Raw genomic sequence first — 26,015 nt, 5'->3', positions numbered from 1 at the left:
CACTACAGGCGCAAGTCGCTTGCGTCGGCGGGAAGAACGTATTTCAGATCGTAGACGACGTGTTGCTCCTTGCCGTACGCATGCAGCGCGGCCGCACCCATTTCCGTGAATTGCCGGTGCGATACCGCCACGACGATCGCGTCGTACACGCCCTTGGCAGGCTCTTCCACGGGCTGGATGCCGTATTCGTGGAACGCGTCTTCGCGCGAGATCCACGGGTCGTAGACATCGACATTCGTGCCGTATTGCGTGAGTTCAGTGACGATGTCCACCACACGCGAGTTGCGCATGTCCGGACAGTTCTCCTTGAACGCGAGTCCCATGACGAGCACGCGCGCGCCGGGAATATAGATGCGCGCACGCGTCATCGCCTTGACGAGTTGCGAGACCGCATACGTGCCCATGCTGTCGTTCAGGCGCCGTCCGGCGAGAATGATTTCCGGGTTGTAGCCGATCGACTGCGCCATGTGCGTCAGGTAGTACGGGTCCACGCCGATGCAGTGACCGCCCACGAGTCCGGGCCTGAAGTTCAGGAAGTTCCATTTCGTGCCGGCGGCGAGCAGCACGGCTTCGGTGTCGATACCCATCTTGTTGAAGATGATCGACAACTCGTTGACGAGCGCGATGTTCACGTCGCGCTGTGTGTTCTCGATTGCCTTTGCCGCTTCTGCCACGCGAATGCTCGCGGCCTTGTGCGTGCCGGCGGTGATGATCTGTCTGTAGAGTTCATCCACGGCTTCGGCCACTTCGGGGGTGGACCCGGAAGTCACTTTCTTGATGTCCGGCAAGCGATGCAGCTTGTCGCCCGGGTTGATCCGCTCGGGGCTGTAGCCCGCGAAGAAATCGACATTGAAGCGCAAGCCCGACACGCGTTCGAGCTCGGGCACGCACTCCTCCTCGGTCACGCCCGGATATACGGTCGATTCATAGATCACCACGTCGCCCGGTTTGAGCGCGCCGCCTATCGTTTCGCTTGCGCGCAGCAGCATGCCGAGGTCGGGGCGCTTGTGCCGGTCGATCGGCGTCGGCACCGTGGCGATGAACACGGTGCAATCCTTGAGCGCTTCGGGATCGTCGGTGAATGCAAGCGATTGCGCCGCATGCAGCTCGTCGTCGCCGACTTCCAGCGTGGCGTCGTGTCCTTCGCGCAACGAGTCGATGCGATGACGGTTCACGTCGAAGCCGACTACCGCGTGATGCTTGCTGAACTCCACCGCGAGGGGCAGGCCGACATAGCCCAGCCCGATGACGGCGATCTTCTGGTCCGTGAGCGAACGCATTGAGGTGTCTCCAGTCTCGAAGCAACGCAAGGTTGTGATTGGGTTACCGCATATTCGTTAAAGCCGGATGTCCTCTCGCTTCAGTCGGGCGCCGACTCGTAGTTATGCGCGACATAAGCGCTGCTGCCGTAGCGCCCCGCGAGCGCGGTATTGGCGGTATGCAATGCGACGCTGTTGAGCAGCACGCCCGTCACGCGTGCGCCGGTTTGATTGAGGCGCTTGATCGATTCCTTGATTTCACCGACGCGCGTCTGCCCGTAAGACGAAACCAGAAAGATGCTGCCTGCGGCCGGCGCAATGGCGCCCGCATCGGATACGGCGAGCACGGCCGGCGCGTCGACCAGCACGATGTCGTAGGCCTTCGATGCCTCGTCGATCACTTCGCGATACTTCGCTCGCAGAAGCAGCTCGGCCGGCGTCGACGGATAAGGACCGCCTTGCAGCACATCGAGATTCGGAAACACCTGGCGATTCACGGTGGCCTCGAGCGTGCGGTTGCCCGCCAGCATGTCGGCGAGACCCGGTCCCGGATCGAGCCCGAACTGCTTGTGCAGATAACCCTTGCGCAAGTCGGCGTCGATTAGGAGCACGCGCGTGCCGCCCGAAGCCAGCACGGTGGCGAGATTCGCCGAAAGGAACGACTTGCCCACGCCCGGCAGCGGCCCGGCGATCATCACGACGTTGTTGCGCGCGCCGACCAGCGTGAATTGCAACGCGGAGCGCAGGATGCGCAGCGCCTCCACGGTCGGGTCCTTCGGGAACTGCGCGGCGAGCACGGCCTGACGCGGCGCGGAACCACCGATGGCGGTCGTCAGCGCAGCTTGCCGCGCGCTCTTCGGAATGGTTGCGAATACGGAAAGGCCCGTCTCGATCTCGATCTCCTGCGTGTCCGTGACGCCACGGAAGACGCGATCCAGAAGCATCGCGAGCCCGATGCCGAAGAAGAGACCGAGCACGAGCGCGATGGCGAGCGCCAGTAGCTTGACTGGCTTGACCGGTTGTTCGGGCACGTCGGCGATATCGATCAGTTGCACCGATGCCGCCTTGCCCGCCTTGATGAGCATCATCTCTTCGATGTTGTTGCGCAGCGCCGTATAGAGATCGGTATTCACGCGCACGTTACGCAAGAGGCGCAGTGCGCCTTGCTCGGCCATCGGCATCGAGCGGGTGCGGTCGTTGAGTTTTTCGAGGAATTGCTGAGTCGCGGCGATCTGCCGGTCCACCGCGACCACACGCGGATGCGAAGGCGAGAAGGTCGTGGCGAGATCGTCGCGGGTATGGCGCAAGGCCAGCAGTTGCCCGTTGGCGTCGGCTGTCTGCTTGAGCAGCAGACGGTTGGCTTCGTCCGAATCGAGCAGCGAGTTGGCGTCGCGGTACGTGTTGTACGCGTTCTCCGCTTCTTCCATCTGTTGCTTGAGCACGGGCAACTGGCGCTGCAGATAAGTGAGCGAGTTCTCCGCGATCACCGCCTTGCGGTCGCCGTTGAGACGCACATACTGCCGCCCGATCTCGTTGATGGTCGCGGCCACTTGCACGGGATCGGCGCTTTCCAGCGTCGCCTTCAGCACGCTCGACTTGTTGCCTTGTTCGCTGATCTTGAGCTGGTTCTGAATCGCGTCGATGGTCAATTGACGCGAGTAATGATTGACGTTGAAGCCGGCGCCAGGATTGCCCTTGAGCGAAGAGACGAAAAGCCTGACCGGCCCCTTGGCGGTTTGCGCTTCCAGAATCTCGCCCACCTTGCCCGTCACGGGCGCGCCGAGCGCCGGGTGGCCGAGCGTGTATTCGCCATCGCTGCCGGCCGTGAGCAGGAAGTTCTGGCCTTCGAGCGAGCGCGGCACGTCGAAGTCCGTGACGCTGATGGATTCGTCGCCCCAGGTGTAATGGCCGAAGCCGAAGAGGCCCGGCTCGGATAGCGAGCCGTCGTGATGAACCAGACGGCTGCCGATAAAGGGCAGGCGCAACGGCCGCGCGCTGATATAGAGCTTGAGTGCGTCGACGGCGCGCGAGACGACGAGCTTCGAACCCAGCACCTGAATTTCGCCTTCAGCGGAAGAGCGGTCATCGAGTGTCGGCAACATATTGCTCAAAGGGTCGCCAGCGCGTGAATTGGAAACGTCCTTGTTGTCATCCACCTTAATGAGAATGGCGGATTGGAAAATCGGTGGACTTAGATAGGCATACGCGGCGCCAATCAATAGCGCGAGACAAACCACCGTGCTAATAAGAATGCGGTGGTTAATAATCGTATCAATCAGCGCTGCGAAAGGAATTTCGTCATCGGATTCAACGCCGGCTTCTTCAGACGATTTATCACTCGCAATCATGTGAGCAGATCCCGAATCTTATGGTTAATTCAAACGAGGCTTGAAGACGACATGCTGATAAAGGCCTGCCGAGCCGTCTCGCGAAGGTGCCGCCGATCGATATGGACCGTGAGAGAGGCGAGGATTGTGCGTGTCGCAACCGTATCAGCGGGTAGGTTGCCGGTATGCGCGGAAGCCCACATATCCAATCGTGGTGCATGCCAGCCTTCAAAAATTCATGCGGATTTCTGAAGGCGATTATCTGGCTTGGTGTTTCCCGGTGAATGGCTTGTGACAAGCCGGAGAAAATCAGTATTGGGATTTACACGTACAAGCCTGATTGCGCGATTATCTTCAGGCGAATTTATAAGGCTTTGATAAGCGTAATGACTTGTACAGATTTAATACGCTATACAAACCCGCGCTAATTTGTTTTTGATTAGGGAAAACCAGTGTCGGGAATAGCGGACTGCAAGTCCATGCGCTCGGGCATCGACCTGGTTCCAGTCGATGCCCAAGGAGCACGATTAATTACCCCCGCCCCCCACCGCCACTTCTTCATCGCGTTCCCATCCGCCGCCAAGCGCAAGAAACAGCGTGACCTGATCCTGCGCGACCTGCGCTTCGGCCGCCGCCACTTGCGCGGCGACGCTCGTCAAGGTGCGCGTGGCGTCGAGATCCGAGAGAAAGGATTCGCGTCCCGCCGAATACAGCCGATGCGTTTCATCGGCCGATTCGACCGCCGACTTGTACGCGGTGCGCAGCGCGTCGGCGCGCGTGGTGTCGGACGCGTAGTTCGCGAGCGCGCTTTGCGTTTCGCGCAGCGCGTTGAGCACGACGCCGTCGAAATGCGCGAGCGCGCCGCCGGATGCCGCCTCGGCCTGGCGCACGCGCGCACGCTGACCGTTGATCGGAAAGTTCCAGTTGATGAGCGGACCGAAAGCCCAGCGGTTGGTCGAGGCGCCGAGCAAATCTTCGGCAACGCCCACCGACCCGACCGATGCCCCGAAACTCACCGATGGATAAAGCGCCGCCGTCGCCACGCCGATACGCGCCGTCGATGCCGCCAGTTGCCGCTCCGCCTGCCGCACGTCGGGTCGGCGTCTGAGCAGCGCCGCGCCGTCGCCGACCGGAATCGGCTGCCGCACATGCGGCGCCTTCTTGCAGGCGAGCGTGGCACGCGGCAATTGCGCGGCAGGACGCGCGAGCAGCATGGCGAGCCGATACTGCGCCACGCGGCGACGCGCCACATAACGCGGGATGTCGGCGGCGAGCGTGTCGGACTGCGTTTGTCCGCGCGTAACCTCGGACTGATTGCCACGGCCTGCATCGCGCAGACGCTGCGAAAGCGTCACACGCTGCTTCTGCAAGGACAGCGATCGTTGCGCGATGCCGAGCTCTTCGGCGGCCGCGCACGAATCGACATACGCGCGCACGACATCGGCGACCACGGTGATGCGCGCGAGATCGAGGGCGGCTTCGATGGCTTCGTCATCGGCATTGGCGGCTTCGACACCGCGCTTGAGCTTGCCGAAGAGATCGAATTCATAGGAGACGCTCAGGTCGAGCACGCCTTCATTGACGACCGGAAGCTTTTCGGTCAGCAGATACTGCTCCGCCGATTCCTGCGCGCGCTGAAACCCCACCGACGACTTGGACGAGAAGCCGCCTTGCTGATTGGCGAATTCCACTTCGGCGCGCGAACGCGCGAGATTCGCCGCCGCCACGCGCAGATCGGAATTCGAAAGCAGCGCCTCGTTGACGAGCTCGTCGAGCGCGGGATCGTCGTAGAGACGCCACCACTTCGCGGGCACCGTGCCTTGCGTGACGGGCGCTCGATCGGCTCCATCGATGGCGGCATTCGCGTAGTCCCGGTTGACGACCGCGCCGTCGGGCAGCTTGTAATTCGGCCCGACGGTCATGCAGCCGGCAAGCGCGAGCGTGGAAGCAAGAAGCGTGAGGCCGCAGCGCTTGAGCCGCTTGGGTCGCTTAGGCATCGAGATGATGCGGTGTTTCATCGCAAGGCACCCGAAGCACCCGAAGCACCCGAAGCACCCGAAGCACCCGAAGCACCCGAAGCACCCGAAGCACCCGAAGCACCCGAAGCCGCCACCGGCGATGCAGGCGCGGTGGCCTGAGCGGGCACGGTGTTCGAAGCGGGCCGCGCGCCGACCGTCGGGCCGATGCCGCGTACCGAAACCGTCGCCGTGCGTCCCGCGATCATGCGGAAATCGGCGGGAATCTCATCGAGCGTCACGCGCACGGGGATGCGCTGCGCGAGCCGCACCCAGCTGAACGCAGGGTTCACGTTCGGCAGAAGACTCGAGCTTTGCTGACGATCGCGATCCTCGATTGCCGCCACGATGCTCTGCACATGACCGCGCAGCAGATTCGGCTCGCCCATCACCTTGATATCCACCGGTTGGCCGATGTCGATGCCATGCAGCTTGGTCTCTTCGAAGTAACCATCGACGCGGAAGGAGTTCATATCGACCACGGACAGCACGGCGCGGCCCGAGGCGACGTATTCGCCGACTTTCGGCGCGCGGTCGTTGAGATAACCGTCGACCGGGCTCAGCACTTCGGTGCGCTGCAGATTGAGCCGCGCGGTATCGATGGCGACGTCGGCATCCGCGAGCGCGGCAGCGGCCTGTTCGACGCGCGAATGCGTTTCTTCCACGACCTCGCGCGCGACGAGATTGCCGAGCGAGCGATTGCGCACGTCCTCGCGCTTCGCCTGATCGAGCGTGGCGCGGCGTTGTTGCGCGGCGGCTTGCGCGTTGCGCAGTGCGAGCGTGTAGCGCGCCTGATCGATCACGAAGAGCACGTCGCCGCGTTTGACTTGCTGGTTGTCGACGACCTTGACATCGGTGATGAGACCGGCCACGTCCGGCGCGACCTGAATGACGTCGGCGCGCACGTGGCCATCGCGCGTCCAGGGCGCGAACATGTAGTAATCGACCAGCTTCCACAGGACCGCGCCTGCAATTGCGACGACGATGAGCGTGAGCAGAATCTGCCCGACGGAGAACCAGGTTTTTTTCACGGGATGAGCCGATGCGAAACGACGACGACAAGCCCCAGCACCAAGACGTAGATGCCGAGATCGAAAACGGAGCGATGCCACACGAAACGATAGAAGCCCACGCGTGCGAGCACCGTGCGAATCACGAGGTTCACCAGATAAGCGATGAACATGAGCACGAGCACGGCGGGCACGAAGACGCCGAGAATATCGATTTCGCCGATCATGCGAGTCGATCCGAAGAGAGCGTTCGAGACGGCATCACGCGGGTTCCTGACGTTCGTTGGCGGGTTTATCGACAGCCGGCGGATGCAACGAAAGCCGGATGCCGACGAGCGCATGCAGCGTATCGCGCAACGAACGCTCGCCGCGCGACGCGACGGGCACGGCTTCTTCCGCGACGCTGTTGGCCGCCACGACTTGCCGCGCGGCGGCGTCGATGGTCTGAATGAGCGTGCCCGGCACCGGCTGACGCGCGCGCCGTTCGATGCAATGCTGGAAATACTGGCGAACGCCGGCGAGCACATCGTCGATGGACGATTGCACTTCCACCGACATCTTGCGGCGCGCGCGGCGCAGATCCAGCGCGTTGAGCGCCACGCGAAAATCGCGAAAACTTTCGATGGACGGATGCCGGTGCGCATCCGTTGCGGCGAGACGCGGCAGCACCTGCATCAGCCGGTCGAGCATGCGCGAGTAGAAGTTGCGCTGGTCGTGAAAGGCTTCGGGCAAGGTGCTCCTGACGATATCGCGCCACGCCGAGCGCGTGAGCCGCGCGACGGCCAGTTCCGCGCCGAAGGGCCGCGTTACGCGCGTCCAGACGAAGGCGAACAGAAGTCCCGCGACGCCTGCCAGATTGCTGTTGAGAAACACGAAGAAGTCCGCTTCGTAGGCGCTTTGGATGCTGATGAAGGTCGCCGTGTTGACGGCCACGAGCATGGTGACGAGATTGAAGCGCGGCCTTGGAATCAGCGTGCCGATGATCAGGAACGGTATCGCGAAGATCAACACGAGCATGGCGAAGTCGTGCACGTGCGGCAGCACCGCGAACACATAAAGACCGGCCAGCACCACGCTCATGCAGGTGGCGAGAAAGAACGCGAACACTTGGGGCGCGGGTTCGTCGAGCGCCGCGAAGAAGCAGCAGGCGACAGCGGCGAGCGTCACGGCGCCGGCTCCGTCGTTCCAGCCTGATTCGATCCACAAGCCGCACGCGACGATGATCGCGCTGACCGCCACGCCCGTCGAGAACAGCATCATGCCGCGATCGAAGAAGCGCGCGGTGCCGCCAAGACGCCAGTGACGAAAGCGCGGTTGCCATTCGTGAGTGTCGTTCAGGATGGCGAGGCGCAAACTGCGGATGTCCTGCCATACGTCGATGACTTGCGTGAGCCGCCAGAGCGCGCTGGAGAGCAGTGCGCCGTTCTCGCTCGCAAGTCCTTCGGCGGATGGCCGCATGGCTTCGGCGCGGGCACGCAGCGCATCCGGCGTGCGCGCGAAGGCTTCGACGGCGGTCGGCTCGGCGGAATCGGGCATGGGCGCGGCGACCCACGCAGCCACGTCTTGCAGCAGCGCCTGCAACTCCGGCGTGCCCGCGCCGCGTTTATCGATCAGTTCGATGAGCGGGTCGGCCATCGACGAGATCAGCGGCAAGAAAATCTGCATGCGTCCTTGCAAGGCGCGCGCGCGGCTCACGATATCCGGCCGCGTATGGTCGTAGGTCAACTGGCTCAACAGCACTTCGAGGCCGTTCACCGTAGCGGCGAGCCGTTGCCGCGCCGCCGAGATGGCCGCCCCCGCGAGCCGCCCGGAGAGCGATTCGCTCGCGTAGAACGCGGCGTCGCGAAACCACGCGTCGGTGCGCTCGACGAGCGTCGGCGCGAGCCGGCTCGGAAACACCACGGAGCCGACGATGCTCGCCACCACGATGCCGAGCAGAATCTCTTCGGTGCGCGAGATCGCGAGATCGAACACGGTGGCCGGGTTCAACACGGAAGGCAGCGCGATCAGCGGCAGCGTATAGCCCGCGAGCAGGAACACGTAGCTGCGCGCGGTGCGGTCGAACATGGAGAGAAAGAGCAGGGAGCCCGTCCATAGCGCGACGATCACGCTGAACAGAAACGGCGACTCGACGAACGGCGGCACGATCAGCACCGCGCCCGCCGCGCCGATAGCCGTGCCGAGCGCGCGATACAAAGCCTTCGAGCGCGTCGCGCCGACGAACGGGTTCGAGACGATATAGACCGTGGCCATTGCCCAGTACGGGCGCGGCAGTTCGAGCGCGAGGCCGATATAAAGCGCGATCATCGCGGCGGCGAAGGTCTTGCCGGAGAAGAGCCACTCGCGCGCGGACGGGAAGTTCATGGCGTGCGCGCTCCGCTCTTGCCGTCATCGCGTGCGGGCACGGTGTCGAGCGTGGCGCTGAACGCGTTGAGCACGCGCAGCGTGGTTTCGAGGTCCTCGCGGCTCACGCCCTTGAGCAGCCGCGCGCGCAGCGACATCAGGCGCTCTTCCATGCGCGCGGTGACGGCGCGGCCTTCGTCGGTGAGTGTAATGGTCTTGGCGCGCTTGTCTTCGGGGTCTTCGTCGCGCCGCACGAGTCCGGCCGCGCATAGCTGGTCGAGCAGACGCACGAGCGACGGTCCCTCGATACCGACATGCTCCGCGAGCGTCACTTGCCGCACGCTCTCACCGAGCCGGTTGGCCGTGAGCAGTGGCACCGCGCACGCTTCAGAGACGCCATAGGACGCGAGCACGCCATGACTCGTACGCCGCCAGCGCCGCGCGGCAAGTACGAGTGTGCTGCTGACGGAGCGGCGCAGAAGGTCGAGATGGCTCATGGGGCGCGATTATATCGGCAGTTTTATTCGTTAGCGTCCTATCGATCAAAAATATTGCGGCACGCTCGTGTTATCTTTTTTGTCTCTTCATCGCGCGGGAAACGTCATGCCGATCGCCTATCTCCGGGGCCTGACTTCGCCCAGCCGCACGCAGTCGGCCAACCGCCGCCTCGGCTGCGCGCTGGCCTTCGTGGCGGGCGCGGCCAATGCGGGCGGCTTTCTCGCCGTGGGTCAATACACCTCGCACATGTCGGGGCTGGTGTCGTCGATCGCGGATAATTTCGTGCTCGGGCAAGCGGCGCTCGTGTTCTCGGCGATGAGCGCGGTGCTCGCGTTCGTCGCGGGAGCCGCGACTTCCGCGTTGCTCATCAACTGGGGACGCCAGCGCGCGGCGCATAGCGTGTTCGCGGTTCCGCTCGTCCTCGAAGCTTGCCTGCTGCTGGTGTTCGGCGTGCTCGGCGCGAATCTGGAGGCGCATCGTTTCTGGGACGTGCCGATGACCGTCATGCTGCTGTGCTTCGTGATGGGCCTGCAGAACGCGATGATCACCAAGATATCGAAAGCCGAGATTCGCACGACGCATGTGACGGGGCTCGTCACGGATATCGGCATAGAGCTGGGCAAGAGTCTGTATTGGAACCGGCGCGTCGGGCGCGACGACGAGCGCTATGTGCGCGCCAATCATGCGCGGCTCGCGCTCTTGAGTTCGCTTTTCGCGATGTTCATCGCGGGCGGCTTTGCAGGCGCGGTAGGCTTCGCGCATCTCGGGTTCATCGCGACCGTACCGCTTGCGGCCTTGCTGCTGCTCTTTGCGGCGGTGCCGGTGATGGACGATTTATCCGCTGGCCTGAGACGGGCGCGGAAGTAGTCACACTAAAACGGAGACGTTGCATGATCAGGATCGGGACGTTGAGCCTTTTGGCAACGGCCATTTTTTCCATCGGCGCAAGCCAAGCGGCGAATGCGGCGGCGGCGAGCGACAAGGCCATCAGGCAGACGGTCGATCGCACCATCGAGCCCTTGATGGCGCGCAATGGCATTGCGGGCATGGCGGTGGGGATCGTACTCGATGGCAAGACGCATATCTATAACTATGGCGTGGCGTCGAAGGAAGGCGCGAGGCCCGTCACGCGCGATACCTTGTTCGAACTGGGATCGGTGAGCAAGACGTTCACGGCGACGCTCGCTTCCTATGCCGAAGTGACCGGCCATCTCTCTATCGACGATCACGTGAGCCGCTTCGTGCCGTCGCTGCGCGGCAGCCGTTTCGGCGACGACGTGACGCTCGTCGAACTCGGCACGCACACGCCGGGCGGCTTGCCGCTGCAAGTCCCCGACGACATTCACGACAACGCGCAACTGATCAAGTATTTCGAGGCGTGGAAACCTTCGTGCGAGCCGGGCACGTGCCGCACGTATGCGAATCCGGGTATCGGCATGTTGGGGTTCATCGCGGCGAAGAGCATGAATGCCGATTTCGATCAGCTCATGCAGCAGCGCATTTTTCCGGCGCTGGGATTGAAGAACACGTTCATCGACGTGCCGCCTTCGCGCAAGCACGATTACGCGCAAGGTTATGCGAAGGACGGCGCGCCCATTCGCATGGCGCCGGGCGTGTTGTCGTCCGAGGCTTATGGCGTGAAGTCGACTGCTGGCGACATGACGCGCTTCTTGCTGGCCAACATGAACGAAGCAGGACGTTTCGATGCAAAACTGCAACGCGCGATCGTCGCCACGCATACGGGCTACTTTCAAACCGCGCCGATGACGCAGGATTTGATCTGGGAGCAGTATCCGTATCCGGTCGAACTGCAGGCGTTGCTCGACGGCAATTCATCTTCGATGGCGCTGGAAGCGCATCCCGCCACGCGCCTCGACCCGCCGATGAAACCGCGTCAGGACGTGTGGATCAACAAGACGGGTTCGACCAACGGCTTTGGTGCTTATCTGGCATTCGTGCCGGAAGAGGACGTGGGCATCGTGTTTCTGGCGAACAAGAACTTCCCTATTCCGGAACGCGTCGCGGCGGCGCATGCGATCGTTAAGGCGCTGGATACCGTGAAGTAGGTTACAGATGCGCTGCATCGCGAGAAGCGCATCGACGTCCATAAAGGCGCGTGGGTTGAGCCGATACCCACGCGCTCAGAACATCACCGTCGCGATTACCGTATCGCTATGACTGCCTGGCGGCGGGGTCGGTTGCGAAGTCGATATTCGACGCCGCACTATTCTCCGAACATGCGTGTGATTGAAAGCGGGCTGTTACTCTGCCGCTCCTGCTCACTTGACGACGTGCGGGAAAAAATCCTGAAGCTATTGATTCATTGTATTTGTTTAGGTAATTTTCACCGGTTGGTTAAGCTGGCTCACCTTTGGCGCCGATGTTCGGCGTGCTTGGCATTTCGTCTTTACAAACGCTGGGAATTCCCCTATTTCTGAAGACGGCGCGGCGTCACCTCTAGAAACGCGCCGCCGTTCATCGCGCGAAAGGGTTTCGCCGTCCTCATTCAGAATTCGAAACGATAAACGGAACTGTTGCCATGACTCGAGGATTCACCCGGAAGCTCGTCTGTCTCTTTGCACTTGCTTGGTTGTCCACCTCGCTTGCTCTCGCCTGTACGCGCGCGCTGTATGTCGGCGACAAACTCACCATCACGGGCCGCACGATGGACTGGTCCGAAGACATGCGGTCCAACCTTTGGGTGATGCCTGCCGGCATCGAGCGCGATGGCAACGCCGGCGAGCGTTCCACCAAATGGAAAGCGAAGTACGGGAGCGTGGTGGTATCGGGCTACGACATCGGCACCGTGGATGGCATGAACGAACGCGGACTCGTCGCGAATGCGCTTTATCTCGCCGAGAGCGACTACGGCAAACCCGACCCGAAACGCGATCCGCTCTCCATCAGCCTGTGGGCCCAGTACGCGCTCGACAATTTTGCGACGGTCGCGCAAGCGGTCTATGTGCTGAGCCGCGAGCCGTTTCAGATCATCGCGCCGCCTTTGCCGGACGGCAAGCCTCTCACCATCCATCTGGCGCTCTCGGACGCGCGCGGCGACTCCGCGATCTTCGAGTACATCAAGGGCAAACTGATCATCCATCAAAGCAAGCAGTACAAGGTGGTGACGAATTCACCGGCGTATGAAGACCAGCTCGCCATCGACGCATACTGGAAAGGCGTCAGCGGCACGGCGTTCCTGCCGGGCACGAACCGCGCGGCGGACCGCTTTGTGCGCGCGTCGTTCCTCATGAATTCGATCCCCAAGCAGGCCGACCCGAACTACATGGCGGGCGTGCCGCAGAAGTCGTATCCGTTCCAGGCGGCGGCAAGCGTGATGAGCGTGATGCGTTCGGTGAGCGTGCCGCTCGGCATTCGCTCCGACAACATGCCGAATCTCTCGTCGACGATCTGGCGCACGGTGTCCGACCAGACCAACCTCGTCTATTACTTCGATTCGGCCACGCGCCCGGACACGTTCTGGGTGTCTCTGAGCAAGGTCGATCTGCGCCCGGGCGCGCCGGTGAGGAAGCTGACCATCGACGCGGGCCAAGTGTTCTCGGGCGAGACGGCGGATAAATTCGTGACGACGCCGTCGTTCACCTTCCTGCCCGCGAAAGCGCAGTGACGCGCGTGCGGCGTCCCTCCATCTCAAAATCGAGGCCGGCGCTGCGTCAGCGGTTAAAATAGCCAGCTTTTGCCCTGGTCATATCGTGCAAGCCCAGACGCGCACGGCGCTCAGCGGCCCGGCGCTCGTGCGTCTGCTGGCACGCATCGCCAACCTCGATGTTCACGAACCCGCCGCATCGCTTTCGGACCGCCTGAGCCAATGGCTCGGCTGGACCGATGCGATCGCGCTTTCGACCGCGCTCGCCGATGCGCCGCCGGCGCCTCTCGTGCCAATGCACTCAGGTGCGCACGCGCTGGAAGAAGCCTGCATGCGCATGCGCGCGTCGCTGGTGAATGCCGTCGCGGGCGGCGTGAAGCCTACACCCGGACGGCATCGCGCACGCGTGCCGACGCCACCTCCGGACGATCTTTCGCTCGACTTTGCGGCGTTCCGCCAGCGCTATGTGTCCTTGCAGCAGACCATGGAAACCGACATCGGCCTGTTGCGCGGCCGCTTGCGCGCGGCGCTTGCGGCGCAATCGCCCGATCTGGCGCGGCTCGCCGCCGTCGATGCCGTCATGGAACAGGCGTTGAGCGCACGCGAACGCAGCCTGCTCGCGCACGTGCCCGTGTTGCTCGGCAAGTATTTCGAGCGCATGAAGCGCGCAGCCGCGGACCAAGCCGCACCCGTGTCGAACGCCTGGCTCGATGCCTTTCGCGACGACATGCGCCACGTCTCGCTCGCCGAACTCGAAGTCCGTTTTCAACCGGTCGAAGGGCTGCTTGCCGCCCTTCGAACCCGCTAAAGCCACGCCATGCCTCGCTATATCCTGAATGTCGCCGTCTTTCTCGCTGGTCTTGCCGCCGTTTGCGGAATCGCCATTGGCTATGTCGGCTCGAATGCGCTCGCGTTTTGCGTCACGCTCCTGATCGGCGCGTGCTACCTCGCGGGCGCCGCCGAACTGCAGCGCTATCAGCAAACCACCTATGCATTCGCGCATGCGCTGCGGCAACTCGCCGTCACGCCGAAGAGCCTTGCCGTCTGGCTCGAAAGCCTGCCCGTGGGTCTGCGCAATGCGGTGCGCTTGCGGGTCGAAGGCGAGCGCGCCGCGTTGCCGGCGCCTGTGCTTGCGCCATATCTCGTCGGGTTGCTCGTGTTGCTCGGCATGCTCGGCACGCTGCTCGGCATGGTCGTGACGCTGCGCGGCACCGGCGCGGCGCTGGAAAGCGCGACCGATCTTTCGGCGATCCGCTCGTCGCTCGCGGCGCCGGTCACGGGCCTGAGTTTCGCGTTCGGCACATCGATCGCGGGTGTCGCGACATCGGCCATGCTTGGCCTGCTTTCAGCGCTGTGCCGCCGCGAACGGCTCGACGCCGTGCAGACCCTCGACCTCAAGATTGCGACGACACTGCGCGTATTTACAGAGACGCATCGGCGCGAGGAAGGCCTGAAGCTGATGCAACGGCAGGCCGAACTCACGCCGAAGCTGGTCGATCGCCTGCAAGCGATGATGCACGCCATCGAACAGCAGAGCATCGCGGCAAACGAGCGGCAACTGACCAATCAGGATGCGTTTCATGCCAAAACCGAGACTTCGTATCGGCGGCTGGCGGCATCGGTGGAACAGTCGTTGAAGCAGAGCGTCGCCGACAGCGCGCGCGCCGCGAGCAGCGCGCTGCAACCGATCATGCAATCCGCCATGGACGGCATCGCGGGCGAGACGGCAGCCTTGCACGGCAAGATCGAACAGGCCGTGGCGCGGCAGCTGGATGGCTTGTCGAGCGGCTTCGAGGCTTCGTCGGCGAAAATCGCGGGCATCTGGCAAGACTCGCTCGATAAACATCGGCAGTCGAACGAAGCGCTCGTCACGCGCATGGGCACGTCGCTCGACAGCTTTGCGCAAGGCTTCGAAACGCGCTCGGCCGCGTTGCTCGAAGGCGTATCGGCGCACATGGAACGCATCACGAGCGGCTTCACGACTTCGGTGACGGAGATCGCGGAGCACTGGAACCAGTCGCTCGCCGGGCATCGAAAGTCGAACGAGGCGTTGATAACGGGAACGCGCGCCGCGCTCGATGGTCTTGCCGAAACGTTCGAACAACGCGCGTCCGGTTTGATCGATGGCGTCGCCGCGCGGCTCGACCACACGTCATCCACGCTCGCCGAAACGTGGAGCGAGGCGCTCACGCAACAGACGCGCACCGGCGAGCATCTCGCCGCGCAACACGAGCAGGCGTTGCTTAAAGCGACGGCGAGTTTCGAGGAACACGCCGCTTCGCTGCTGCTCGCCGTCGATCGATCGCACGCCGGTTTGCGCGACGAGATCGCATCGAACAGCGAAGCGCGCCTGAACGCCTGGACCGATGCGCTCGCCACGCTCGCCGCCAACCAGCGCGAACAATGGCAAGAGACGAGCGCGTTCGCCGCCGAGCGTCAACAGAACATCTGCGACACGCTCGCGCGCACCGCGAGCGAGATGGCCGCCGATGCCGAGAAGCGCGCGAGCGGCACCATCGCGAAGATCGAAGGACTGGTCGCGGCGGCGTCGGAAGCGCCGAAGCTCGCCGCCGATGTGATTGCGCAGATGCGCGAGAAACTCAGCGAATCCATGGTCCACGACAACGCCATGCTGGACGAGCGCACGCGCTTGCTCGCCACGCTCGAAACCTTGCTCGATGCGGTGAATCACACGTCGAACGAACAGCGTGTGGCCGTCGATGCGCTCGTCGCTTCGTCATCGGACCTGCTCGCGCGCGTCGGCACGCAGTTCACCGACAAGGTCGAGGCAGAGACCCTCAAACTCGAAACGGTCGCGGCGCAAGTCACGAGCGGCGCGCTCGAAGTCGCGAGTCTCGGCGATGCGCTCGGCGGCGCCGTGCAGTCTTTCGGCGCATCGAACGAACTGCTCGTCGCGCATCTCAAGAGCATCGAGGCCGCGCTCGACAAGTCGCTTGCGCGCAGCGACGAACAGCTTGCCTATTACGTGGCGCAGGCGCGTGAGGTGATCGATCTGAGCACGCTTTCGCAGAAGCAGATCGTCGAAGACCTGCAGCGTATCGCGGGGCAGCGCGCCGCCGGAGCGAAGGCCGCATGAACGAGGAGATCGATGGCGGCGTGGAGGCCGCCGCGCCCATCTGGGCTGCGTTCGCCGATCTCATGTCGGTACTGCTGGGCGCGTTCGTGCTGATCCTGGTCGGCGTCATTGGCGTGCAGTTGCAACTGTCGACGCGGCTGGAAAACGAAGTCAAGCAGCGGCAGATGGAAACGCAGCGCCGCAAGACGCTGGAGCAGGCGCTGGCTGGCCCGCTCGCGTCGGGGCGCGTGACGCTGGTGAACGGGCGCATCGGCATTAGCGGCAGCGTGTTGTTCGCGTTGAATTCCGATCAGTTGCAGCCGCAAGGGCGCGATGTGCTCAAGAGTCTTGCAGGACCGCTTTCCGCCTATCTCGGTTCGCACGAAGAGATTCTGATGGTGAGCGGTTTCGCCGACGATCAGCAGGTGCACGAAGGCAATCGCCGCTTCGCCGACAACTGGGAACTCTCGGCCAAACGCGCCTTGACGGTGACGCGCGCGCTGATCGACGCGGGTGTGCCATCGTCGTCCGTATTCGCGGCGGCGTTCGGCTCCGAGCAGCCGATCAGTTCCAATGCCGACGATCTGGGTCGCGCGAAGAATCGTCGAGTCGAGATTTCAGCGGTGCCGCGGCCGACCAACGGTGGAGTAAAGCGGTGACTGAGCGCTCGCAAGCACGCGCAATGCTCGATGAATGGCGCGTTCAGGGCGATGATCGCGTGAGTCCGCTGCGCTTCGCGTTCATCGATTCGCTCGAACGGAGAGCGAGCGCGCAGCGTGGCGAGGCGCGTCGTTTGCTCGATGCACGCTTGCAGGCCTTGCTCCATGACTACGCGCGAGAAGTCCAACTTGCCGCGCCTGTCGAGGCGTCACGAAAGGTTGAAAACACGCCGCTCGCCGTGCTGGTCGCCGACATGAATGCGCGCCTGGCGCATGCCTCACAGAGCGAATTGCTCGAATACTTCCGTGAAGTGTGGGCCCGACTCAGCGCCGAGCAGCGCCTGAACGAGTCTCTCGCGCGGGTGCCGAAAAACGCGGGTCCGCTCAATTCGAGCAGTCTGGTGCATCGTTCGCTTGCATTGATGCGCGAAGTTTCACCCGCTTATTTGCAGCACTTTCTTGCGTATCTGGACGGGCTTTCGTGGATGGAAGAAATGGCGGGCGATGCACCCGCCGTCAAGAAACCCATGCGGGGCAAGGCGGCTCGCGGTTGAGCCGCGCCCGCCCGCATTCGTGCCGTTAGCCCAACCATCCTTTGATGGTTTCGCTCATCACGCGGGTGGAAATGCCATAACGGTCATGCAAGGTCGGTAACGCGCCGGCATCCAGAAACGCATCGGGCAGGGCGATCTGCTTGAACGGCGGCGCGACGCCAGCGTTCAGCAACGCGGCAGCGACACCTTCGCCAAGCCCTCCGATCACCGTGTGATTCTCGGCCACGACCACGAGCCGTCCCGAACGCCGCGCTTCGCGCACGATGGTCTCGGTGTCGAGCGGCTTGATGGTCGGCACGTGCAGCACCGCGACATCCACGTTGTCGGCCTCGAGCGCCTTCGCGGTTTCCAGCGCGCGCATGGTCATGATCCCGGACGAGATCATCAGCACGTCGGCGCCATCGCGCAGAAGCTTCGCCTTGCCGAGTTCGAACTGATAGTCGTATTCGTCGAGCACGGCGGGCACGTTGCCGCGCAACAGGCGCGCGTACACCGGCCCTTTGTGCGCGGCGATGGCGGGCACCATCTGCTCGATATCGAGCGCGTCGCACGGATCGATCACGGTCATGTTGGGCATGGCGCGCATCAACGCGAGGTCTTCGGCGGCCTGATGGCTCGGACCGTAGCCCGTGGTGAGCCCCGGCAATGCGCAGACGATCTTCACATCGAGATTGTCTTCGGCGATAGTCTGGTGGATGAAGTCATACGCGCGCCGCGTCGCGAATACGGCATAGGTCGTGACGAACGGCTGCGCGCCTTCATGCGCGAAGCCGGATGCCGCGCCCATCAGCAACTGCTCGGCCATGCCCATCTGGTAGAAGCGCTCGGGAAACTCCTTCGCGAAGATATGCAGGTCAGTGTACTTGCCGAGGTCGGCCGTCATGCCGATCACATTGCTCTTGGTGCGTGCAAGTTCCACCAGCGCGTGTCCGAAAGGCGCCGAGCGCGTGAGCTGTCCTTCGCTCGCGATGGACGCGATCATCGCCGATGTCTTCAGGCGCGGCTTTTGTGTCAGCGTGTCGCTCATGCTTGTCTCCCTTGTTCAAGTGCCTGCAGCGCCAGTTGCCATTCGTCGGCATCGACACGGATGAAGTGGTTCTTTTCGCGCTCTTCGAGAAACGGCACGCCGCAGCCCATGCGCGTATCGCACACGATGATGCGCGGCTTCGCTTCCTTCAAATTGCGCGCGTTATCGAACGCTTGTTTGACGGCGTCGATGTCGTTGCCAGTCACGCGCTGCACATACCAGCCGAACGCTTCGAGCTTCGGCACGAGCGGCTCGAACGCCATGATCTGCGTCGAGGGTCCGTCCGCCTGTTGATTGTTCACGTCGATCATGGCGATGAGGTTGTCGAGCTTCCAGTGCGATGCCGACATCAGCCCTTCCCAGATCGCGCCTTCGTCCAATTCGCCATCGGAAAAGAGCGTGTAGACAAAAGACTTCGATCCTTTACGCTTGAGACCGAGGCAACGGCCGACCGCGATCGTGAGCCCTTGTCCGAGCGAGCCGCCCGACATTTCCATGCCTGGCGTATAGCTCGCCATGCCGGACATGGGCAGACGGCTGTCGTCGCTGCCGTAGGTCTCGAGTTCCGCTTGCGGCAGGATGCCCGCTTCGAAGAGCGCAGCGTACAGCGCGATTGCATAGTGACCGTTGGACAAGAGGAAGCGGTCGCGCTCTTCCCATTCGGGATCTTCGGGGCGATAGTTCATCGCGCCGAAGTAAGCGACGGCCAGCACGTCGGCGATATCGAGCGCCTGGCCGATATACCCTTGACCTTGCACTTCGCCCATCAACAACGCATTGCGGCGGATACGGTAGGCACGCTCGGCGAGCGTGACCTCTTCGATGACTGCACTGCTCATGATGTTTGTCTCCTTGAAAAATCTTTAGCGGTTCACGGTCTTGGCGGGCACGAGAAAGACCAGCGCCGCGCCCACGACGATTGCAATCGAGATGAAGATGAGACCGGCCGTCGATTTGCCCGTGAAGTCATTCAGCCATCCGACGATGGCCGGAGAAAAGAAGCCCGCGAGATTGGCGAAGCAGTTGACCGCGGCAATGCCCGCCGCCGCCGACATGCCGCCCAGCACGGCCGTTGGCAACGACCAGAATTGCGCCGATGAACTCAGGATGCCTGCCGCCGCCACGCTCACACAGATGATCGACGCGCTCACGCTGCCAAGCGTCGGCAAGGTGGCGAACGCCGCTGCGGCGATGAGCATGGGAATGGCCAGATGCAGGCGCCGCTCGCGGCGTTTGTCGGCGCTCGAACCGATGAGCGGCAGCGCGATGATGGCGCACAGATACGGAATCGCGGTGAAGATGCCGACCCACAGCGGGTCCGCCACGCCGGCACGTCGCACGATGGTCGGCAGCCAGAACGTGAGCCCATACTGTCCGAGCACGACGCAGAAGTAGATCGATGCCATCAGCCACAAGCGACGGTCGCCGATGAACGCGCGAATCGATACGTGCTGCACGGTCTGCGCATTGTCCTTTTCGACGTTGCGGGCGAGCAGGGCTTTCTCCGCATCCGTGAGCCACTTGGCTTGCGCAATGCTGTTGTCGAGATAGAAAAGGATCGCGACGCCGAGAAAGAGCGAAGGCAACGCTTCGAGCATGAAGAGCCACTTCCATCCGGCAAGTCCGTGCGCACCGGCAAGCGCATGCATGATCCAGCCGGAGAGCGGACCGCCGACCATGCCCGCGAGCGGAATGGCCATGAAGAACAGCGACAATGCCTTGGCGCGCCGCGCAGCGGGAAACCAGTACGTGAGATAGAGAATCACGCCCGGCGCGAAGCCCGCCTCGGCGACACCGAGCAGAAAGCGCAGGACATAGAACATCGTCGGCGACTTGACGAACACGAAGCTCGCCGAGATCACCGCCCACGTGAGCATGATGCGCGCAAGCCAGTTGCGCGCGCCGACTCGATGAAGAACGAGATTGCTCGGTACCTCGAAGAGGAAGTAACCAAGGAAGAAGATGCCTGCGCCCACGCCGTAGATGGTTTCGCTGAAGCGCAGGTCATTGAGCATCTGCAATTTGGCGAAGCCGACGTTGACGCGATCCAGATACGCGCCGAGATAGCACAGCATCAGAAAGGGGATGAGCCGCCGTCCGACCTTGGCGTAAGTCTGCGCTTCGAAGCTCGTGGAATCGGCAGGCGAAGCAAATTCGGCCGTGGCGGCCGGCGCGGAATATTTCGGTTTCATGCTTGTCTCCAATGGACCGGAAAAGCGCCTGCGCGTTGATCCGGTCACGTGCCCCGGTTGGTCCGGGTGCGTATCTGAGGTCGAATGCTTAGTGAATCAGCATGCCGCCGTTCACGTCGAGTGTGACTCCGGTAAGGTAGGAAGAGAGGCCGCTCGTGAGAAAGAGGCAGGCGTTGGCAATATCGGCGGCGTCGCCCAGACGTCCGAGCGGAATGCCCTTGATGATGTCCGTGCGCATTTCAGGCGTGAGCTTGTCGCCCGTGATGTCGGTCTGGATCAGGCCCGGCGTGATGGAGTTCACGCGGATGTGGTCGGGGCCGAGTTCGCGCGCCATCGCGCGGGCAAGACCGAGCACGCCCGCTTTGGCCGCGCTGTAATGCGGGCCGCCGAAGATGCCGCCGCCGCGTTGCGCGGAGACCGAAGACATGCAGACGATCGAGCCTTGCTGCTGCTTCTTCATCTGCGGAATCACGGCTTGCGACATATGGAGCGTGCCGCGCAGATTCACGCCGATGACCGCATCGAAATTGTCCGCGCTGATTTCCAGCGTCTTGATCGGTTGCGTGATGCCCGCGTTGTTGATGAGCGCATCGATACGCCCGTATTTCTCGATGGCCGCGTTGGCGGCATCGACGCAGGCGGCTTTGTCGGTGACGTCGCAGGCAAGACCGAGATGGCCGTCGCCGAGATCGCTCGCGGCGCTTTCGGCATCGGCCTGACGCAGATCGAGAATGACGATGCGCGCGCCTTCCGCCGCGAGCGCTCTGGCCGTTGCCTTGCCGATCCCGCGCGCCGAAGCCGCGCCCGTGACGATCACTACCTGGTTGTCGAGCAGCATGTTTGTCTCCGTTGGTTGTCTGGTGTGGATGCAGTGTCTTCGCGTTCCACATGACGATCAACGGAGTTTGTCTCAGCTATTGCTGAGAAATTTTCAGGTGTTCGCGGCGCCTTTCACTACGGGCCTCGAGGGCTGTCACCGTCTCTCACGGCCTCGTTCAATCTCCTGGTCCATCCACGCGAGAAACTTCGCGACGCGCGGCAGGTCCGCGTTCTGACTGGGGTATACCAGATGATGCGCGCCGACTTCGACGGCATACTCGCGCCCGAATACCGGCACGAGTGAACCGCGTTCGAGATGCACGGAGGCGAGCATGGTGCTTTCGAGCGCGATGCCATGACCGAGCGCGGCGGCTTCGAGCGACATGTAGGAGCGATCGAAGGAGAAATCGAACGCCTTGCGCCGCGTTGCCACGCCGAACTTGCCGAACCACTGCTGCCATTGCACGAGCGGCGACTCGGAGAAGATCAGCCTGTGTTCGATCAGATCGTCGGGCGATGCGACCGGATAGCGTTCCAGATACGCGGGAGATGCGAGCGGCGCAATGGTTTCGTGACGCAGGGTTCTGACTTCGATATCGGTCCAGTGCCCGTAGCCGTGACGGACATCGACATCGTAAAAACCCGAGGTAAAGGACACGTTTTCATAGGAGCACGCGAGGTTCATCTGGATATCGCCATTCGCCTCCTGGAACGCGGCGAGGCGCGGCAAGAGCCACATGAGGCCGAAGCTCGGACTCGAATGAATGCGTAGTATCTCGACCGATGTTTCGCTCGATGCCCGCTCGGTTGCGCGGTTGAGTTCGGCGAGCGCGCCGGTGACATCGGCGAGATATTGCGTGCCGGTGGGCGTGAGAACGAGGCCGCGTCCGAGCCGCGTGAAAAGCGCGCGGCCCACGATGCTCTCTAGATTCGCGAGCTGATGACTGACCGCGGAGGGCGTGAGGCCGAGTTCATCGGCGGCGCGGTTGACGCTCTTGGTGCGGGCGACGCTTTCGAACGCGATGATCGACTTCAGGGGAGGAAGGCGCATGGATGCGAGCGTGGAGTTGTCGAGGAGCGGGGCGGTGAAGTTTAGCTCGATTCGTGGGGCATACGCAGTGCAATGGACTCGCAAAGCACAGCCATTTCAGCGCCGCAGGAAGACTTGCGAAACGAATGCTTCCTTCTCTCGACGGGCCGCTAACCGCGCTCCCTACCCACCCGTCCCATCAGATAAAACTCCTCGTTCGGCCGCATGGAGATCACGTTCGCCATGCGGTTCGACAACCCGAAAAACGCCGTGATCGCCGCGATATCCCACGCGTCTTCATCGCTGAAACCGTGTTCGCGCAGCGTGGCAAAGTCTCTATCATCCACCGTGCCTGAGGCCTGGCAGACCTTCAATGCGAAATCGAGCATGGCCTTTTGACGCGGCGTGATGTCCGCCTTGCGATGATTCACCGCGACCTGATCCGCCACCAGCGCATTCTTCTCGTAGATGCGCAGAATCGCGCCATGCGCGACCACGCAGTAAAGGCAATCGTTCACCGCGCTCGTCGCCACCACGATCATCTCGCGCTCGCCCTTGGTCAGCCCGCCGTCCTTCAGCATCAGCGCATCGTGATACGCGAAGAACGCACGAAACTCGTCGGGCCTGTGCGCAAGCGTCAGGAACACATTCGGCACGAAGCCGGCCTTCTCCTGCACTTCGAGAATGCGCGCACGGATATCGTCCGGCCACGCTTGCGGATCGGGAACGGGGTAGCGGCTGATGGGACGCGTGGTCATCGTTTCTCCGGTCATGGCTTCATCGCGCGACGGTCAGCGACGAAAGCAGCTTCAATAAACTATCCACGTTGACGGGCTTCACGAAGTGATAGTCGAAACCTGCCGACTGCGCGCGCAAGCGATCCTCCGCTTGCCCGTAGCCGGTAATCGCGATCAGCATGGGCGCACGTTCGCCCTTGCGCCGCAAGCGCCGCGCCAGTTCGTATCCGTCGATATCCGGCAAGCCGATGTCGAGCAGCGCGACATCCGGATGAAACGGCGGCGCGGCATCGAGCGCTTCGGCCGACGAATACGCCACGCGCGCCTTGTGTCCTTCCGATTCGCACAGCATGGCGAGCGAATCGGCGGCATCGCGATTGTCATCAACCACGAGTATGCGCAACGAAGCATTCGCTTTCGGCGCTTCGGTATCCGACAACGCGCGCGCGGAATGCCGCTCATGATGATGAAGCCGCGGCAGCCGCACCGTAACCGTCGTGCCGAGTCCCGGTCCCGGACTTTGCACGGTGATGGTTCCCTTGTGCATCTCCACGAGCTTCTTCACGAGCGAAAGGCCGATGCCAAGCCCGCCATTCGAGCGGTCCAGCGTGCGCTCGCCCTGCGAGAACAGCTCGAAAACCTTGGGTAGAAGGTCCGCCGAAATGCCCGTGCCGCTATCCGCGATGACGATCGAAACCCACTGCGCATCCGCCTGAACACTCACCGAAATGCGCCCTTGCTCGGGCGTGTACTTGCTCGCGTTATTGAGCACGTTGACGAGGATTTGCGAGAGCCGCGTGACATCGCCGCAGACCCAGGTGGTGGCATCGGGGACATCGACGGCAATGTGCTGCGAGCGCGCCTCGACCATGCCGGCAATCGCCTCGACCGCGTGATATACCGCCGTGCCCACGAGTATCGGTTCCACTTGCAGCGCAATGCGCCCCTGCGTGATGCGCGACACTTCGAGCAGGTCATCGACGATACGCGTCATGTGTTCCACTTGTCTGCGCATGAGGTCGATCATCTCGCGCGTTTGCGCCTCGACGTCGTGATCCTTTTGCACGAGGGCAATCGCCGTGCGCAGCGGCGCGAGCGGATTGCGTAATTCATGCGCGAGCATTGCGAGAAACTCGTCCTTGCGACGGCCGGCCTCGCGCAACATGAGTTCCATGTGCTTGCGTTCGGTGATGTCGATCACGCTGCCGATGATGCGCAACGGCACGCCGTCCTTGCTGCGCTGAAGCAGGGCGCTGCCCTGCATCCACTGTTCCCCGTGCATCGTCTGCACACGAAACTCGAACTGACTGCCCGGATCTTCGCCGGATGCCACGCGCCGCACGTAGTGGTCGAGCGTCGCGGCATCGTCGGGATGCACGCGGGCGAGCGCCGCGTCATACGTGATCGTGTCGTTCACCTGCCATTCGCCGCCGGTTTCGAAGAGGAGCGTCCAGGTTTCGAGTTCGAGCGAAACGATATGAATCTTGGCCGCCTGCATCGCCACCGTAAGACGCAGGCTGCGCGCTTCGATGGCGGCCTGCGCCTCGTATTGTGGCGTGACGTCGGTGGTCGTGCCGAACCATTCCTGCAGGGCGCCCTGATGATCGTAAAGCGGCGCGGCATGCGCCTGCACGATGCGGTAGGTGCCATCGCGTCTGAACATGCGGAACGTGAGCGTGAGCGCGTTGCCTTGTCGCACGGCGTCGAGCCACGTGCTGCGCGTGCGCTCGCGGTCGTCGGGATGCACGAAGTCGAGCCAGCCGAAGCCCATCAGACGATCGGGGGGCGCGCCCGTGAACTTCTCCCAGTCGCCGCCAGAGGGGCGAATAGCGCCGTTGGCATCGGCGGACCAGACGAGCGCATCCGTCGATTCGACGAGCGCCCGATATCGTCGCTCGGAACGGCTCAGACGCTCTTCGTCCGCGCGCTGTTCGCTTATATCGAAGCTCACGCCGTAGACGCGCGTCAGCACGCCATGCCGGTCGAACTCGGGATGCCCGCGCATGCGCAGCCAGCGATGCTCGGACTGATCGCCATCGAGCATGAAATCGAACTCGAACGGACCGCCGTCGCGCAGTGCTTCGGTGAGCATGCGCTGGAACGGCTCACGATATTCCGGCGCAACGCGATCCCACACTTCCGAGAGCATGACGGCCTCGGTGCCCGGCGGAAACGAATAGAGCGCAGCGAGTTGCGCGGTCATGCGCACCACGCGCGTTTTCATGTCCCATTCCCACGCGCCCATGCGCGCGCCCGCGAACGCAGCCTGCAAACGCCGTTCGCTTGCTTCGTACAAGGCCCATGCATGCCGCGATTCGTGGATGTCGATGGCCACGCCGACCGTATCGCCGAACTCGCCTTCGTCGTCGCGACGCGCCTGTAAGTGAAGCGTATGCCAACGGTAAGCGCCGTCCGCGCGCAAGAGACGCACATCGACATTGCGCAGCAGCGTGCCGTCGCGCATTTGACGGAGCGCATCGAGCACGGGCGGGATGTCGTCGGGATGAACGAAGGCGTCCCAGTGACGGCCTTCGAGTTCCGGCATGGCAATGCCGAGATACCGGCAAGCCCACGGATTGGCGTAGCGGATAGTGCCGTCTCGCGCCGCACGCCAGACGAAGGACGGCAGGAAATGAGCAGGATCGTGCATGGGCGTCTTTGCTTCGAATCACCGGCAAGACGCGTTGCCTGGTGCGATATATGGTTGTGAGCTAGGGGTCGTACCAATAGCTTAGGGATACCATACATCAAAGCGCGGCAACATCGGCGCTTCCGAGCAAGTTCAACACTCGGTAGTCCGTGTGATTCGGTACAAAGTGCGCTGCGAACGCCCGTTCGCGGCGCTATGTACTCTGCACTTCGTTA

At 62.8% G+C, this 26,015-nt stretch carries 21 protein-coding genes; 7 read left to right on the top strand and 14 right to left on the bottom strand.

Features of this window, described 5'->3' with window-relative positions:
- Nucleotides 1–2: 2 nt before the first annotated feature.
- The 7 genes from tviB to P9250_RS09360 all read right to left on the bottom strand — a co-directional run bounded on the left by tviB (nt 3) and on the right by P9250_RS09360 (nt 9,451).
- Nucleotides 3–1,280: a Vi polysaccharide biosynthesis UDP-N-acetylglucosamine C-6 dehydrogenase TviB gene (gene tviB, locus P9250_RS09390; RefSeq protein ID WP_244830153.1), complete on the bottom strand. Its 1,278-nt coding sequence runs from the start codon at nt 1,278–1,280 to the stop codon at nt 3–5.
- Between the two features lie 80 nt (nt 1,281–1,360).
- Nucleotides 1,361–3,607: a polysaccharide biosynthesis tyrosine autokinase gene (locus P9250_RS09385; protein WP_250468410.1), complete on the bottom strand. Its 2,247-nt coding sequence runs from the start codon at nt 3,605–3,607 to the stop codon at nt 1,361–1,363.
- Nucleotides 3,608–4,113: 506 nt separating this feature from the next.
- Complete coding sequence (locus P9250_RS09380; RefSeq protein WP_310392577.1) at nt 4,114–5,583, bottom strand: efflux transporter outer membrane subunit; 1,470 nt, start codon at nt 5,581–5,583, stop codon at nt 4,114–4,116.
- Nucleotides 5,584–5,600: 17 nt separating this feature from the next.
- Nucleotides 5,601–6,632: an HlyD family secretion protein gene (locus P9250_RS09375; protein WP_310392575.1), complete on the bottom strand. Its 1,032-nt coding sequence runs from the start codon at nt 6,630–6,632 to the stop codon at nt 5,601–5,603.
- On the bottom strand, nt 6,629–6,838 hold the full coding sequence (locus P9250_RS09370) for a DUF1656 domain-containing protein (protein ID WP_244830156.1): 210 nt from the start codon (nt 6,836–6,838) through the stop codon (nt 6,629–6,631). Before P9250_RS09370 ends, P9250_RS09375 begins: the two co-directional genes overlap by 4 nt.
- A gap of 34 nt (nt 6,839–6,872) precedes the next feature.
- The gene (locus P9250_RS09365) at nt 6,873–8,975 is read right to left on the bottom strand and encodes an FUSC family protein (protein ID WP_250527902.1); all 2,103 of its coding nucleotides are present in this window, start codon (nt 8,973–8,975) and stop codon (nt 6,873–6,875) included.
- The gene (locus tag P9250_RS09360) at nt 8,972–9,451 is read right to left on the bottom strand and encodes a MarR family winged helix-turn-helix transcriptional regulator (RefSeq protein ID WP_244830158.1); all 480 of its coding nucleotides are present in this window, start codon (nt 9,449–9,451) and stop codon (nt 8,972–8,974) included. The genes P9250_RS09365 and P9250_RS09360 overlap by 4 nt, the downstream gene beginning before the upstream one ends.
- A gap of 106 nt (nt 9,452–9,557) precedes the next feature.
- Here P9250_RS09360 and P9250_RS09355 point away from each other — a divergent pair, with 106 nt between their 5' ends.
- The 7 genes from P9250_RS09355 to P9250_RS09325 all read left to right on the top strand — a co-directional run bounded on the left by P9250_RS09355 (nt 9,558) and on the right by P9250_RS09325 (nt 17,345).
- Nucleotides 9,558–10,319, top strand: coding sequence for a YoaK family protein (locus tag P9250_RS09355; RefSeq protein WP_244830159.1), 762 nt, complete (start codon nt 9,558–9,560; stop codon nt 10,317–10,319).
- 23 nt (nt 10,320–10,342) lie between these two features.
- Nucleotides 10,343–11,518: a class C beta-lactamase gene (gene ampC / locus P9250_RS09350; protein ID WP_409014850.1), complete on the top strand. Its 1,176-nt coding sequence runs from the start codon at nt 10,343–10,345 to the stop codon at nt 11,516–11,518.
- A 473-nt stretch (nt 11,519–11,991) separates the two neighbouring features.
- Nucleotides 11,992–13,077, top strand: coding sequence for a linear amide C-N hydrolase (locus tag P9250_RS09345; RefSeq protein WP_250494111.1), 1,086 nt, complete (start codon nt 11,992–11,994; stop codon nt 13,075–13,077).
- An 82-nt stretch (nt 13,078–13,159) separates the two neighbouring features.
- Complete coding sequence (locus P9250_RS09340; protein ID WP_310392779.1) at nt 13,160–13,864, top strand: DUF3348 domain-containing protein; 705 nt, start codon at nt 13,160–13,162, stop codon at nt 13,862–13,864.
- 9 nt (nt 13,865–13,873) lie between these two features.
- Complete coding sequence (locus tag P9250_RS09335; RefSeq protein WP_310392567.1) at nt 13,874–16,153, top strand: DUF802 domain-containing protein; 2,280 nt, start codon at nt 13,874–13,876, stop codon at nt 16,151–16,153.
- Nucleotides 16,150–16,791: an OmpA family protein gene (locus P9250_RS09330; RefSeq protein ID WP_244830162.1), complete on the top strand. Its 642-nt coding sequence runs from the start codon at nt 16,150–16,152 to the stop codon at nt 16,789–16,791. Before P9250_RS09335 ends, P9250_RS09330 begins: the two co-directional genes overlap by 4 nt.
- Nucleotides 16,788–17,345: a DUF2894 domain-containing protein gene (locus P9250_RS09325; protein WP_310392565.1), complete on the top strand. Its 558-nt coding sequence runs from the start codon at nt 16,788–16,790 to the stop codon at nt 17,343–17,345. Before P9250_RS09330 ends, P9250_RS09325 begins: the two co-directional genes overlap by 4 nt.
- 25 nt (nt 17,346–17,370) lie before the next feature.
- Here P9250_RS09325 and P9250_RS09320 read toward each other — a convergent pair whose 3' ends face one another.
- The 7 genes from P9250_RS09320 to P9250_RS09290 form a co-directional block, all read right to left on the bottom strand.
- On the bottom strand, nt 17,371–18,372 hold the full coding sequence (locus P9250_RS09320) for a transketolase family protein (protein ID WP_250494107.1): 1,002 nt from the start codon (nt 18,370–18,372) through the stop codon (nt 17,371–17,373).
- Nucleotides 18,369–19,211, bottom strand: coding sequence for a transketolase (locus P9250_RS09315; protein ID WP_244830165.1), 843 nt, complete (start codon nt 19,209–19,211; stop codon nt 18,369–18,371). The genes P9250_RS09320 and P9250_RS09315 overlap by 4 nt, the downstream gene beginning before the upstream one ends.
- 24 nt (nt 19,212–19,235) lie before the next feature.
- A complete protein-coding gene (locus P9250_RS09310; protein ID WP_244830166.1) occupies nt 19,236–20,564 on the bottom strand; it encodes an MFS transporter in 1,329 nt (442 codons plus the stop codon).
- 88 nt (nt 20,565–20,652) lie between these two features.
- Nucleotides 20,653–21,402, bottom strand: coding sequence for an SDR family NAD(P)-dependent oxidoreductase (locus tag P9250_RS09305; RefSeq protein ID WP_250468402.1), 750 nt, complete (start codon nt 21,400–21,402; stop codon nt 20,653–20,655).
- Nucleotides 21,403–21,537: 135 nt separating this feature from the next.
- Entirely contained in the window at nt 21,538–22,434 is an 897-nt protein-coding gene (locus tag P9250_RS09300; protein WP_244830168.1) for a LysR substrate-binding domain-containing protein, read from the bottom strand.
- 149 nt (nt 22,435–22,583) lie between these two features.
- The gene (locus P9250_RS09295) at nt 22,584–23,171 is read right to left on the bottom strand and encodes a peroxidase-related enzyme (RefSeq protein WP_250468401.1); all 588 of its coding nucleotides are present in this window, start codon (nt 23,169–23,171) and stop codon (nt 22,584–22,586) included.
- Between the two features lie 19 nt (nt 23,172–23,190).
- The gene (locus tag P9250_RS09290; protein ID WP_250468400.1) at nt 23,191–25,800 is read right to left on the bottom strand and encodes a PAS domain-containing protein; all 2,610 of its coding nucleotides are present in this window, start codon (nt 25,798–25,800) and stop codon (nt 23,191–23,193) included.
- Nucleotides 25,801–26,015 lie beyond the last annotated feature (215 nt).

Origin of the sequence: Caballeronia sp. LP006 (assembly GCF_031450995.1) — a bacterium.
GTDB lineage: Bacteria > Pseudomonadota > Gammaproteobacteria > Burkholderiales > Burkholderiaceae > Caballeronia.
The sequence above is the reverse complement of the archived record's forward strand: the minus strand, read 5'-3'. Positions and strand labels throughout refer to the sequence as shown.